Raw genomic sequence first — 15095 nt, forward strand, 5'->3', positions numbered from 1 at the left:
CGCGCCTGCCGCCTGCCCGGTCCTCATCCTCACCACTTCACGCGAACGCCCACCCCCGCGTTGACCGAGCTGCCCACGCGCGCCACGCCACCCGAGGCCCACTGCTTGCCGAGTTCGCCGTACAGGCTCGTGCGCTGGCTCAGCGCCAGCGTGAAGCCTGCTGCCAGTTCGGTGCTCGTGCCGCCGATTGGTGCGCCCACCGGCGTGATGGCTGCCGGGTTCACGAAGCGGGCGATGTCGTTGCCCTTCGAGCTGCGATAGACGTTCAGGCGCGCGTAGGGCTGTAGCGTGCCCGCGCTCGTCGCGAAGCTGCCCTTGATGCGCACGCCTGCGCGTGCGGTCCAGCTGCTGTCGGCGTCCTGCTGCACCAGCGCGCCAGGGATCGCCACGTCGTCCAGCCGCAGGCGCTGATGAATCAGCTGCAGCTGCGGCTCCACCGACCAGCCACCCGTGCCGAGCGCGAAGGCCTTGCCGACCTCGATCGAGGCCAGGAAGCTGTTGCCCTTGCCTGTCACACCCGCGCTCAGCTGCGGTTGCACCGTGTAGCGGTGGCGGCCGGCTTGCAGCACCGTGTCCGCATAGAAGCCGTCGTCGCTCGTGAACGTACCGTACAGGCCCAGGTACTGGCTGCGCAGGTCGTTGCGGCCGGCAGCGCCGTTCAGGAGTCCACTGCTGAAGCCGCTGACGCGTGTATCGCCTTCGAGCTGGCCGACATAGATGCCTGCGCGCCAGTTCGCATTGGCCCACAGGTCGGTACCGGCCTGCAGACCGCTCACGCGGCCCTCGGCGTGCGGCGAGACAGTGCCGCCCTGGCGGATGTCCATGTCGGTGGAGATCAGACGGCCCCAAGCACGGCGGTTACCACCGTCGATGCTCGAGCTTGCGCCGCCGCTGCCGCGCACATCGTCGTCGCCGATGCGCTGGCTCAGGCTGGCGAGCATGCCGAGGTTGCTCTGGCGCAATTGGTTCGGCAGGGCAGCGAACAATGAAGCTTCGGCGCGGTACGTCGGCAGCGAGGCTCCGGGTTCTGCTTCTGTGCGCAGGTACCAGTTCTCGCCCTCGCCGCCTGCGTCGCCCGCGTACAGGCGGTACTCGTAGGCACCGGCGTCGACGCGGCCGCCCGAGAGCACGAAGGCGTCCTTAGTGGTCTGTGCGGTAGTGGTTGCGCCGTTCTTCGCGCTGATCAGCTCGATGCCCGCGCCGCTCGTGCGGGCGCCCAGGCCACCGAGGTTGGTGACCTGCACGGTGGTCTTCCCGCTGGCGGATGCGGTAGCGCCATCGAGCACCAGGCGGTCTGCGATGCCCGGGTTGTCGAGCTTGGCGCCGAGGCGCAGCACGCCGTTGTTGCCGACGTAGGGGCCGGTCAGCGTCAAGGTGGTGCCTGGGACTGTTCCGAGCAGGGAGACCGTGCCAGCGTTGGTGAGGCCGGCCATCTTCTGGCTGAAGCCGCCGAGGTCGAGCGTGGCGCCGCTGGCGACTACAGCACTGGACGCAGCGCTGAAGGCGTTGGTGGCGCCTGCCTTCAAGGTACCTGCCGCGATGCGGGTCTCGCCGCTGTAGGTCGCGGTGCCTGCCAACGTGAGCGTGCCCGCACCGACCTTGACCAGTGAACCCGTGGTGCCGGTGATAGCGCCCGAGATCGTGTTGTCAGTGCCGAGCGCACCGGTAGTCAGCGCCTTGGTGCCGAGCACCACATCGCCTGCACCACCGAGCGAGCCAATGCTCGTCCCAGTGGTCGTCAGATCGATGCGCACCTGCGCGCCCGCCGCGTTGGTCACCGTAGCGCCTGCAGCGCTAGCGGTGTCTTGCAGTTGCAGCGTGCCGGCATTGGCGATCGCGAGCTTGCCCGCATCCGCCTTGCCGCCGAACTGCAGCGTGGCACCCGATGCAACGCTTGCCGCGCCGCTGCCGAGTGCGCCTGTCACTTCGGTGGCGAGCGTGCCCGCATCCACCAGCGTGCCACCGCTGTAGCTGTTGGCGCTGCTCAAGGTCAGCGTGCCCGTGCCGATCTTGCGCAGCTTGCCCGTGCCGCTCATCACACCCGCGTAGGTGCCCGCCGTCTTGCCCTGGTCGAACGCCACCTCGGCGTTGTTGACGATGTTGCCCTGCAGGCTCGTCGCGCTGCCCTGCAGCACACCACCCTTGACGGTGGTGCCACCGGTATAGGTGTTGGTACCACCGAGGATCAGTCGGCCCGCATCCTCCTTCGAGATGCCACCTGTGCCCGAGAGCGCCACATTGAGGGTCGCCGTCATAGTCGCGCCCGCGGCCGTGCCATCGCCCACGCGGATCACCGAGTTGGCGTTGTCCACCACGATGCCATCGCCCTGCACCACATAACCGTCGGTGGCGAACTGCGCACCCGCGATGCGCACAGCGCCGCCGACCGCATCCACCGTCACCGTGCCGGCCTTGCCGCCGAACACCGCGAACTGGTTCTGCGCCCAGTTGGCGTTGACCTTGCCGTCCATGTCGGTCCAGGCATCCATCGAGGGCTGCGGGTTGCCCACGCGCCAGGTGCCGCTGCCGCCGGCGATCTGGCCGTCGTTGTACTTGGTGCTGTCGCCGCCGTCCCAGAAGTTCAGCGACAGGCCAGCCTTGTTCACCAGATTGACCTGGTTCGCCACCGAGGTCTGCACTTGCAGGTCCGCCGCCTTGGCCGAGCCCGGCACCGTGCCGATGTCCAGGCCGTTGTCGGTGAAGCTGCCGCCGTAGCTCATGAGCCTGTAGAGGCCCGGGCCGAAGCTGCCGCCCGCCGACTGCGCAATGTTCAAGGTCCCGTCGAGTTGCAGGTTGCCCGTGACGTTGATCAGGTCATTCAGCGCACCGCCGGGAACACCGGCTTGGCCCAACTCGTAGTTCAGCGTGGAGCCGCCCGCGAGCGTGAGCGCACCCAGCGTCAGCGTGCCCGGGCTGTTGCCCGCCGCGAGGATGCCGCCCTTGTCGATGGTGACCGCGCCCGCGATGCTGCCGCTGCCAGCGAGCGTCGCGCCCGATTGCACCTGCACCGCGCCCGTACCCGTCGCGCTGCCGCTCTTGTTGTTCACGCTCAGCGTGCCCGCACCGACGGTGGTACCACCGGTGTAGGTGTTCGCGCCCGTGAGCGTCAGCGTTCCGCCGCCCACCTTGACGATCGAACCGCCGTTGCCGCTGATCGTGCCCGACAGCGTGGTGTTGTCGCCGCTCGCGCCCAACGTGAGCGCCTTGGCGCCTAGCACGAACTCGCCCGCGCCGCTCAGCGAGCCGAAGCTCACGCCCGTGGTCGCCTGGTCGATGCGCACCTGCGCGCCGGCCTGGTTGAGCACCGTGGCCTTGTCGGCCGTCGCGTCGTCCGCGAAGGCCAGCACGCCGCCCGCGGCATTGGTGATGGTCGACGTTCCCGCGCTCGCCTTGCCCTGGAAGCGCACTGTTCCCTGGTTGCCGATGGACGTGGTGCCTGCATCGAAGCTGCCACCCAGTTGCAGCGTGCCGCCCGAGGCCACGCTCGCCGCGCCGCTGCCGAGGGCACCGGTCACGTCAGTGGCCAGCGTGCCGGCATCGACGAAGGTACCGCCTGCGTAGCTGTTGGCGCTGGTCAGCGTCAGCGTGCCCGTGCCGATCTTGCGCAGCTTGCCGCTGCCGCTCATCATGCCCGCGTAGCTGCCGGTCTTGTCTTGGTCGAACACAACCTCGGCATCGTTGACGATGCCGCCTTGCAGGCTCGCCGTATTGCCTTGCAGAACGCCGGCCTTGACCGTGGTGCCACCCGTGTAGGTGTTGGTGCCTCCGAGGACCAGGCGACCCACGTCGTCCTTGACTAGGCCACCTGCGCCGGTCAGCGCGACGTTCACGCTTGCGCTGCGCGTCACATCGGTGCCCGAGCCGTCACCCACACGCACCACCGTGCCCGAAGCACCCAGCTCGATCGCATCGCCCTGCAGCACATACCCGTCAGCCGCGAACTGCGCGCCATTGATGCGCACCGTGCCGCCGGCATTGCTGACCGTGACCGTGCCGCCCGTGCCGCTGAACACCGCGAACTGATCCTGCGCCCAGGCCGCGTTGATCTCGCCGTCCGCACCAGTCCAGCCATCGCCCGGCACGCCCACGCGCCAGGTGCCCGGGCCGCCCGCAATCTTGCCGTCGTTGTACTTCGTGTTGTCGCCGCCGTCCCAGAAGTTCAGCGACAGGCCTGTACGGTTCACCAGATTGACCTGTTTGGCCACCGAGGTCTGGACTTGCAGGTCCTTGGCCGCGATCGGCGCGCTGCCGATGTCCAGGCCGTTGTCCGTCAGGCTGCCGGTGTAGTCGATGAGGCGATAGATGCCCGCGCCGAACACGCCGCCCTTCGATTGCGCCACATTGAGCGTGCCGTCGAGTTGCAGGTTGCCGTTGACCTGCACGTGGTCGTTGAGCGCGCCACCGACGGTGTTGGCCTGGCCCAGGTCGTAGCTGAGCACCGCGCCTTCGGCGAGGCTGAGGCTGCCGAGCGTCAGCGTGCCGACGCCGCCATTGCCTGCAGACAAGATGCCTCCCTTGGTGATGCTGACCGCACCTGAGACGCTGCCGTTGCCCGCGAGCGCTGCACCGCCCTGCACCTGAACCGCACCCGTACCCGTCGCGCTACCGCTCGTGTTATTCACGGCGAGCGTGCCCGCGGCGATGGTGGTGCCGCCGGTGTAGGTGCTGGCCCCCGTGAGCGACAGCGTGCCGCTGCCCACCTTGACTATCGAACCGCCCGTGCCACTGATCGTGCCCGACACGGTCGTGCTGGTGTTCAACCCGCCCGTGGTCAGCGCCTTCGCGCCCAGCAGCACATCGCCCGCGCCTTCGAGCGAGCCGATGCCCACGCCCGTGGTGGCGAGCTTGCTGATGCGCAGCAGCGCGCCCTTGTTGTTCACCACCATCGCCTGGTCCGCGCTCACGCGGTCATACAGGTCGATCAGGCCGCCGCTCTCGTTGACGAAGCGCGCCTGTCCGGCGCTCGCGTCGTCGAGCATGTTGATCTGGCCGCCATCGAAGTTGGTGATCTGCGCCTTGCCGCCGTTCGCGTTGAACCACAGGGTGGTGATGCCGCCGCGGTTCTCGATCACGGCATTGCCCGCGCTCGAGGTGTCGCGGAACTCGACCGTGGCGTCCTTGTTCGCCGTGATGGTCGCGCTGCCGGCCGAGCTGCTGTCGCTGAAGGCCAGGAAGCCACCGTTGTCGGTCGGCGCACTGCCGCGCTGTGCCAAGGTGATCGCGAGCTTGCCCGCGTCGGCCTTGTTGGTGAAGGCCAGCGAGGCATTGCCCGCGACCGACACCGGGCCCGTGCCCAGCGCGTCCGTGACCAGCGCCTGCAGCGAACCCGCCGCCACTTCGGTGCCGCCCGCATAGCCGTTGGCCGCGCCGAGTTGCAGGGTGCCCAGGCCGGTCTTGCGCAGGCCGCCCGCGCCGCTCACGGCGCCGTTGAGCGCCAGCGTGCGGCTCAGGTCGATGTCGAAGGTGTTGCTGCCCGCGCCCAGGCTCACGGCACGCGTGCCGGCGGTGTCGCCGGTCACGTGCAGGGTGGCGCCTTCGAGCGCGAGGCCACCCGTGGCCGCGCCGAGGTTGGCGTCCGATGCGATCTGCAGGATACCGCCCTTGATGGTGGTGCCGCCGCTGTAGCTGTTGCTGCCCTCGAGCACCAGCGTGCCCAGGTCTTCCTTGACCAGGCCGCCCGTGCCGGTGAGCGAGGACGCGATGGTCGCGCTCATGCCCGCGCCAGCCGCGGTGCCGTCGCCCACGCGCACGGTGGTGGCCGCGTTGCCGAGTTGGATCGCGTCGCCCTGCACGCGGTAGCCGTCGGTGGCGAACTGCGCGCCGGTGATGCGCACGGTGCCGTTGCCGCCGTCCACGCTGACGATGCTGACGGTGCCGCTGAAGACGGCGAACTGGTCCTGCACCCAGGCGGCGTTGATCTTGCCGTCCGCACCGGTCCAGCCATCGCCCGGCACGCCCACGCGCCAGGTGCCGCTGCCGCCGGCGATCTGGCCGTCGTTGTACTTGCCCGGGTCGCCGCCATCCCAGAAGTTCAGCGACAGGCCCGCGCGGTTGACCAGGTTGACCTGCTTGGCCACCGAGGTCTGCACCTGCAGGTCGGTCTTGGCGCCCGGCGCGGTGCCGATGTCCAGGCCGGCGTCGATCAGGCCGTCGGTGTAGCTGATGAGCCGGTACAGGCCCGCGCCGAAGCTGCCGCCCGTGGACTGCGCGACGTTGAGCGTGCCGTCCAGGCGCAGGTCGCCGTTGACGTTGACGAGGTCGTTGAGCGGACCGCCCACGGTGTTGGCCTGGCCGAGCTGGTAGTTGAGCACTGCGCCATCGGCGAGGCTCAGGCCGCCCACCGTCAGCGTGCCGGGACCGCCGTCGCCGGCAGACAGCACGCCGCCCTTGGCGATGCTCACCGCGCCCGCGATGCTGCCGCTGCCAGCGAGCGTCGCGCCGCCCTGGATCTGCACCGCGCCCGTGCCGGTCGCGCTGCCGCTGGCGTTGTTCACGGCGAGCGTGCCGGCCGCCACCGTCGTGCCACCGGTGTAGGTGTTGGCGCCGCTCAGCGTGAGCGTGCCCGCGCCCACCTTGACGATGGAGCCGCCTACGCCCGGGCCGGGTACCCCGAAGGCACCACCCTTGTCGCTGACCGTGCCGGAGATGGCATCGCTGGTGCCGAGGCCGCCGAGTGTGAGTCGCGTGGCGCCAAGCACCACGCCACCGGCGCCCGAGAGCGAGCCCAGTTCGACACCGGTCTTCGCGATCGAGCCCGACACGTCGACCACGCCGCCCGCGGCGTTGGAGATCGACCCACCCGCGCCCGAGGCACTCTCGGCGAAGTAGACGAGGCCGCCCTTCGCGTTGCTGATCTTCGCGCTGCCGACGCTGGACGAGCCCAGGAAGCTCAGGGCGCTGTTGGCGCCATTGGCGATGGTTGCGCTGGCCGCGGTCGAGGCCTGCTGGAAGTAGACCGAGCCGCCCTGGTTGAAGATGGTGGCCGTGCCGGCGCTCGTGTTCTCGCCGAACAGCAGGTAGTTCGCCACTGGCGACTTCCAGTCCGTGCCATTGACCGTGATGGTCGCGTTGCCAGCGGTCGAGTTCGCGCTGAAGCTCAGGCGGTTGTTGCTGTCGGCCGTGCCGGCGCGCGCGATGGTGTAGCTGTTGCCGCCGGCGCTGGCCGAGTTGTAGAAGTACACCCACGTGTCGCTGCCCTGCTGCTGCACCGCGCCGCTGCCGAAGGCCGCGCTCGCGGCGACGCCGATGCTCGCGCCGCCCTGCGCCACGGTGCCGCCGCTGTAGCTGTTGGCCGCCACCAGGCCGAGGTTGCCGCCCTTGCCCGTGACGGTCAGCAGGCCGTTGCCGCTGATCGGACCGCCGAGGCCGAAGAGGCTGTTGCCCAGGTCGATGGTGCCGCCGCCCGCGCCCAGCACGAGCGCGCGCGAGGCGAAAGACGGCGCGGAGCCGGCCGCAATGCGCAAGGTGCCGCCGTCGATCGCGAGCCCCGTGCCGAAGGCACCGAGGTTGTTGTCGGCGGAGATCTGCAGGATGCCGCCCTTGATGGTGGTGCCCCCCGTGTAGCTGTTGTTGCCGGTGAGCACCAGCGTGCCGCCGTCGTCCTTCACCAGCCCGCCTGCGCCGCCGATCGAAGCGGCGATGGTCGCGGTCATGCCCGCGCTCGAGGCCGTGCCGTCACCCACGCGCACCACCGCCTGAGGGGCGCTGATGGTGAGCGGGTCGCCGTTGATCGTGTAGCCGTCGACAGCGAACTGCGCGCCTCCCAGGCGCACCGGTCCGAACCCGCCCTTGTTGTCCACCTTGACGGTGCCGGACTGGCCGCTGAAGATCGCGAAGCCGTCCTGCACCCAGGTGCCGTTGGCCAGGCCGTTGGCGTCGGTCCAGTTGTCGCCGGGCACGCCCGCGCGCCAGGTGCCCGAGCCGCCGGCGATCTTGCCGTCGTTGAAGTTGGCCGCGTTGCCGCCATCCCAGAGGTTCAGCACCAGGCCGTCGCCGTTGAGCAGGTTGACCTGGTTCGCGACCGAGGTCTGCAGCGAGAGCTTGCTCGTCGGAGCGCTGCCGATCACCAAGCCGTTGTCGGTCAACGCACCGGTGTAGTTGATGAGGCGATAGAGGCCCGCGCCGAACTTGCCGCCGGCGGTCTCACTCACGTTGAGCGTGCCGTCCAGCCGCAGGTTGCCGTTGACGTTGATGAGGTCGTTGAACGAACCGCCCGCCACACCGACTTGGCCCAGCTGGTAGTTCAGCACCGCGCCCGGGCTCAGGTCGAGGCTGCCCATGGTCAGGGTGCCGGCACCGCCGTTGCCCGCCGACAGCACGCCGCCGTTGGCGATGCTCACCGCGCCCGCGATGCTGCCGCTGCCCGCGAGCGTCGCGCCCGACTGCACCTGCACGGCGCCCGTTCCGGTCGCGCTGCCGCTCGCGTTGTTCACGGCGAGCGTGCCCGCTGTCACAGTCGTGCCACCGGTGTAGCTGTTGGCACCGCTCAGCGCGAGCGTGCCGCTGCCCACCTTGACGATCGAGCCGCCCGTGCCCGAGCCCGGCTGCGTGAACACGCTGCCCTTGTCGCTGACGACGCCCGAGATGGCATCGCTGGTGTTCAGCCCGCCCACGGTGAGCCGCGTGGCGCCGAGAACGACACCGCCCGCGCCCGAGAGCGAACCCAGTTCGACACCGGTCTTGGCGGTCGAGCCCGAGACATCGACCACGCCGCCAGCGGCGTTGCTGACCGTGGCACCCGCGCCCGAGCTGCTGTCGGCGAAGCGCATCAGACCACCGCTCGCATTGGTGATCTTCGCGTTGGCGGCCGTGGCCGAGCCAATGAAGCTCAAGAGGCTGTTGTTGCCATTGGCGATCGTCGCGCCACCGGCACTGCCACTTTGCAGGAAGTAGACCGAACCGCCCAAATTGTTGATCGTGGCCGTGCCAGCAGTCGCGTTGTCGCCGAACTGCAATGCATTGCCGGCCGGCGCCTGCCAGCCCGAACCGTTCACCGTGATGTTCGCGCTGCCGCCCGTCGCGGTCTGCCCGAACGCGAGCCGGTTGTTGATGTCGCCCGTGGCCGCGCGCCCGACGCTGTAACTGTTGCTGCCGGCGCTGGCCGAGCCCGCCAGGAACACGAATGAACCGTTGCCCTGTTGCTGCACGACGCCGCTGCCGAACACGCCGCTGGCAGCCGTGGAGACGGTGACAGCGTCCTGCAGCGCCGTGCCGCCGCTGTAGCTGTTGGCCGCCACCAGGCTCAGGGTGCCGCCCTTGCCAGTGATGGTGAGTTGCCCCTTGCCGCTGATGGGACCGCCCACCGCGAAGTTGCTGTTGCCTACATCGAGGGTGCCGCCGCCCGTGCCCAGCGCGACCGTCCGCGGAGCGAAGAGCGGCCCAGAACCCGTGGCAATGCGCAGCGTGCCGCCATCGAGCGCGAGGCCCGTGCCGAAGGCGCCGAGGTTGTTGTCGGCCGCGATCTGCAGGATGCCGCCCTTGACCGTCGTGCCGCCCGTATAGCTGTTGTTGCCGCCCAGCACCAGCGTGCCGCCCTCGTCCTTCACCAGCCCGCCCGTGCCGCCGATGGCAGCATTGATGGTCGCGGTCATGCCCGCGCTGGCGCCGGTGCCGTCGCCCACGCGCACCACCGTCTGGGGTGCGCTGATCGTGAGCGCGTCGCCGTTGACCGTGTAGCCGTTGACCGCGAACTGCGCGCCGCCCAGGCGCACCGGCCCGCCCGCGCCCTTGTTGTCGACCGTGACGGTGCCGGCCTGGCCGCTGAAGATGGCGACGCCGTCCTGCTGCCAGCCGCCATTGAGCTTGCCGTCGATGCCGGTCCAGCTCGCGGTCGAGCCACCCGCGCGCCAGGTGCCGCTGCCGCCCGCGACCTTGCCGTCGTTGAAGTTCGCAGGATCGCTGCCGTCCCACAGCGTGAGCGTCACGCCTTCGCTGTTGACCAGGTTGACCTGGTTCGCCACCGCGGTCTGCACCTGCAGGTTCTTCGCGGCCATCGGCGCGGTGCCGATGTCCAGGCCGTTGTCGGTCAGCGTGCCGGTGTAGTTGATGAGCCGATACAGGCCCGCGCCGAACTTGCCGCCCGCGGTCTCGCTCACGTTGAGCGTGCCGTCGAGCTGCAGGTTGCCGTTGACGTTGATCAGGTCGTTGAGCGAGCCGCCGGCCACGCCGGCCTGGCCCAGCTCGTAGTTCAGCACCGAGCCCGCATTCAGGCTGAGGCTGCCCAGGGTGAGCGTGCCGGGACCGCCGTTGCCCGCGGACAGCACGCCGCCCTTGTCCACCGTGACCGCGCCCGCGATGCTGCCGTTGCCCGCGAGCGTGGCACCGGCCTGGACCTGCACGGCACCCGTGCCGGTCGCGCTGCCGCTCTTGTTGTTCACGCTCAACGTGCCCGCGGCCACCGTCGTGCCGCCCGCATAGGTGCTGGCGCCGGTGAGATCGAGGCTGCCGCTGCCAGCCTGCGCCAGGCTGCCGGACCCGCCGATGCTGCCGCCGAAGCTCACGGTGTCGGAACGATCGAAGGCCAGCTCGCCGTTGGCGACCACGTCGCCCGAGATGCTGCCCGCCGTGCCGCCATCGCCGATCTGGATCCGCGTGCCCGCGGCGATGGTGGTCGTGCCGCCTGGCGCTCTCGTCGCCAGCGATCCCGTCACCACCGCGCCCTTGCTCACGTCGAACGAGAGATTGCCGGCGATCACGTTGCCGGTGATGCTCAGTGCCCGTCCATTGGCGAGGCTGAAGTCTCCGAAGCTGGGAATGCTGCCGGCGTCGAAATCGCCCAGGGTCGCGACCATGTTGGCGCCGGTCAGGTCGACGACGCCCACGGCGCTGCCGCTCAGGGTGTCGGCGACGATCGCGCCCGACTGGGTCTGCAGGATCGAGCCGGTCGAGTTCAGCACCGTACTGGTCCCGCTCACGGTGCCCGAGATCGACAGGTTGGTTCCCATCAGGTAGGTGCTGGCACCGCCGTCCACCTTGCCGGTGACGTTCAGCTGAAGACTGCTTTTCACGGTCAGGCCCTGCGCGCTGAAGTCGCCGAGCGTGCCGATCTGGTTGATCTCGTTGGACAGCGTCACCGCGCCCACGGCGCTGCCGGTCAACGTGCCCGCGGTGATCATGCCGCTGGACTGCGCGATGCCCTGGCCGCTGTTCAGGCTCAAGGTGCCGGCCGTCTCGACATCGGCAGCCAATGCAATGCCATCGCGCCCGCCCAGCGTGACGTTGGCGCCGCGCACGGCGTTGTTGATGCCCAGTTGCCCGCCTTCCGCGGCCAGGACCACGTTGCCGGTGCCGGCATCGATGGCCTGGCTCGGCAGCACGAGCTGGCCGCCCGCGATCACCGAGACGCTGCCATTGGTGCCGTTGGCCAGCGACGACACGGTGAGGTCGTTGCGGTCGCGGATGGCGATGCTGCTGCCCTGGAGGCTGACCGCGGCGCCGAAATCGTTGTTCGCATCGGTCAGCGCGATGGCGCCCGTGGCGCCGAAGCTGCTGGTGCCGACGACCGACAGCGAACCGGTCTGGGTGATCGCGCCGCCGCTCGTGAGAGCCAGCGTGCCGCCGACCGAGCCGTCGCCCAGCGTCAGGCCCGAGGCCGCGACGATCGAGGTGTTGCCGCCGGCGATGCCCAATGCGCCGCCGAAGCTGTTCGTCGCTTCCGTCAGCGTGATGGTGCCCGTGCCTGCATTCAGCGTGGTGGTGCCGGCAACCGCCAGCGCGCCGGACTGAACGATGGCGCCGTTGTTGCTCGTGGCATTGATCGAGGCGGCGCTTCCCTGGCCGAGCGAGAGCGCCCCGTTGCTGGTTGCGGTGAGGTCGCCCGTTGCGAGGTTGCCCAGCGTCAATGCGTTCGCGTCGGCGATCTCCGTCGTACCGCCGGTCAGATGCACCACGCCGCCGAAGTCGTTGCCCGTGTTGTTGAGCGTGATGGCGCCAGTGCCCGCAGCGGCGGAGATGGTGGTCGCGCCGACGACGCTGATCGCTCCCCCCTGGACGACGGCCCCGCCTGCGCTGGTGGCATCGATCGATGTGGCACTGCCCTGGCCGAGCGACAGCGTGCCGCCGCTTTCGGCCGTCAGCGCAGCGGTCGCGATGTCGCCCAGCGTCAGCGAATTGGCCGCCTTGATCTGCGTGGCACCGCCCGCGAGGTTGACGAAGCCGCGGAAGTCGTTGGCGGTGTTCGTGAGCGAGATCGCGCCACCGTTCGACTGGACGCTCAGCGCTCCGCCGCCGTCGATGGCGCCGGTCAGGGTGATGGCGGAGCCCGAACTCGTGATGCGCCCCGTGTTGGCCAGGATCACCACGCTGCGTGCGCTCGTCAGATCGCCGGTCGCTGCGAGCGTACCGCCGTCGAGCACGAGCCCACCCAGGCCGAGATTGGCATCGCTGGCGACCTGCAGCGTGCCATTGCGCACGACCGAGTTGCCCGTGTATACGTTGTTGCCGCTGAGCACCAGCGTGGCGCCGCTGGCTTGCGTGAGGTCCCCGCCACCCGAGATCACGCCTGAGAGTTGTACGTCGTTCGCGCCCGCGACGGTCAGCCCGCCGGTGCCGAGAACGACGTCGTTGGCGAGCGAGAGACCGGGTACCGCGGCTTCCAGCGTCCCGCCGTTCGAAGTGACCGTGCCCTTGCCCAGCGACTGCGCGTTGTCGACCACGGCGGTCGCACCCGATCCCAGCGTCGCCTGGCTCACGCCCGAGGCGCCGTTCAGCGCCCAGGTGCCGCTTTCGACGTCGAGCTTGTTGAAATTGAGAAAGCTGCCGTTGGCGATGGCGCCCGAGGCCGACGTGCCCTGCCGCAGGCTCAGCGTGTTGTCGCCGCCGGAGCCGCCGTCGACGGTACCCGTCGCGGCGAAGTTGATCGTGATGGCACCGATCGCAAGATCGGTCGACAACGCGGTTCCGCCCGCGGCATTGACCGACGAATCGGTGGTCGCCACGAACAGGTTCTTGCTATTCGCGCCGAGTGAAACGCTGCCGTTGACCGTGCCCGAATTGGTGAAGGTGTTGCCCCCGGTCGAGGTGCCCAATGCGACACGCCCGGTGATGGTGCCGGAGTTGTCCACGTTCACTTGCGCACCACCGTACGCAGCCATCACACCGGCGTCCGGTCCTAGCAGGGTCGCACCGATGATGCCGGTCGTGGCCATCGTGCCGGTGTTCGTGATGTTCGAGCTGCCACCAGCGCCGTTTTGCAATGCCAGCGCCAACCCCGTCACGCCCACGATCAACCCCGTCGTACCGTTGAGCGCACCGATGTTGGTCACCGTCTGTGTGCTGCCGAATCCATTGCCCATGACCAAGCCCGACGACAGCACGCCCAACCCGGTCCCGAGCACGGTGGGATCGATCCGGCCATGGTTGATCACCGTGAGACCCGTGCCGCTGAGCGTCATCGCGTTGCCGCCCAAGCCCAGGAGCACGCCCACGGATGCGCCGGGATTCAAGGTGACGTTCAGGTTGTTTGCGCCGTTGGAGTAGTTCGGCGCCAGCGGATTGGCGGCCCCGAAGCAGTTCACGTTCGACCCAGACACCGTGCACACGGCCTGCGCGGGAAAGAAGCTGGTGGCGAAAAGCGTGATCGCGACCCCTGCGACCGCCGTCGACATGCTGCGCTTGCCTCGAGCACGGCTCGTTTCTGGTACGGCGACCCAACTGCCCGTGGCGGCATTCCACAGGCTTCTGAAGGCGATATTCATGGCGATGTCTCGATGTCTTGTTTACGGTTAGAACGTTTTGACACAATTATGAATGGCGTAGCAACGTTTCCTAACTGTTAGCTCCGTTTTTCGTCAGTCTTGATTCGGGCCGTTGCAAAGAGAAAACAGTGCAGCCTCGCTGGCGACAAGGCGGCTGAGCGACCCCGGGGGCTTGAATTCGAGGCAGGACGACATTCGGAAAATTTCGGTCGCCATTTGTTGCCATCTCTCCATCAAATGACCGCTTCTTGGGGACGACCACGCCTCCGCCGGCAGCACTATCCAATGCGCGCGACCGCAGTTTTTTCCAAGCCGCTGCGACGCGCCTTTCCTAAGCTCTGGCCACCTTTATCCAACAGCCAGAGCCCATGCCATCCCAGACCGACCTCTTCCATCGCCTGCACACGGCCCCCGCGCCCCTGATCCTCGTGAACGCCTGGGACGCCGCCAGCGCCCGCGTCATCGAACACGCGGGCGCGAGCGCCATCGCCACCACCAGCGCGGGCATCGCGTGGTCGCTCGGCTACGCGGACGGCGAACGGATGCCCGCCGGCGAACTGATCGCGGCCTGCGCGCGCATCTGCCGCGTGGCGCGCGTGCCGGTCAGCGTGGACCTCGAACGCGGCTACGGCGACGGCTCGCAGGCGGTGCGCGACGTGGCGGCCGCGCTCATCGACCTGGGCGTGGCCGGCATCAACATCGAGGACGGCACGCGGCCCGGCACGCGCGAGCTGGCGCCGCCCGAAGTGCTGTGCGAGCGCATCGCCGCGATCCGCGCGCTCGATGCGCGCTTCTTCATCAATGCGCGCACCGACACCCACATCGTCCCCTGGGACGACCTGGCGGCGCGCTTCGAGGAAACGCTGCGCCGCGCGGCGCTCTGCGCGGCGGCGGGCGCGGACGGCATCTTCGTGCCCGGCCTGTCGAGCCCCGAGGAGATCGAAGGCCTGTCCCGCGCGGTCGCCTTGCCGGTGAACGTGTACGCGGGCTATGCCGGCGCGCCCACGGCCGAGAGCCTCGGCCAGGCCGGCGCACGCCGCATCAGCCTGGGCTGCGGTCCGCTGCAGGCGGCGCTGGGCCTGGTGGGCCAGCTCGCGAGCGAGGCCTTCGCGCACGGCCGCTTCGATGCGATGGATGAACGCATGCTGTCGGTCGGCGAGCTCAACGCGCTCTTTTCACCCGCCGCATGAAAATTCATTTTTCATTAATGCGAATCACTCTCATTCAATGCTATAGTCGAGCCAAGTCACCAACCAGCTTCATTCCGAAGCGACCACCGCCACCATGCAAGCTCTCCTCTCTCAAGGAAGCCAACCGTCCCCGTCGGGACTGACGAGCCACCGCCCGACCCTGCGCGTGCGCCGCGCTGCGACGCCGCAGCCCGTCGCCCTGACGGTGGAG

General features: G+C 69.1%; 2 protein-coding genes. One reads left to right on the forward strand and one right to left on the reverse strand.

Annotated features, from left to right (window positions below):
- Positions 1–29: 29 nt before the first annotated feature.
- Complete coding sequence (locus AC07RM_RS02075) at positions 30–13694, reverse strand: autotransporter-associated beta strand repeat-containing protein (protein WP_495332604.1); 13665 nt, start codon at positions 13692–13694, stop codon at positions 30–32.
- A gap of 368 nt (positions 13695–14062) precedes the next feature.
- On the opposite strand from AC07RM_RS02075, the gene AC07RM_RS02080 reads away from it, so the two are divergent.
- Positions 14063–14884 (forward strand): isocitrate lyase/PEP mutase family protein, encoded by an 822-nt coding sequence (locus AC07RM_RS02080; protein ID WP_495332606.1) that lies wholly within the window; start codon positions 14063–14065, stop codon positions 14882–14884.
- Positions 14885–15095: the final 211 nt, after the last annotated feature.

Source organism: Variovorax sp. GW821-FHT09B05 (assembly GCF_059418265.1).

Bases quoted from the DNA above. Each gene is read 5' to 3' on its own strand.
- AC07RM_RS02080 (WP_495332606.1), top strand. From the start codon at position 14,063: ATGCCATCCCAGACCGACCTCTTCCATCGCCTGCACACGGCCCCCGCG.
- AC07RM_RS02075 (WP_495332604.1), bottom strand. From the start codon at position 13,694: ATGAATATCGCCTTCAGAAGCCTGTGGAATGCCGCCACGGGCAGTTGG.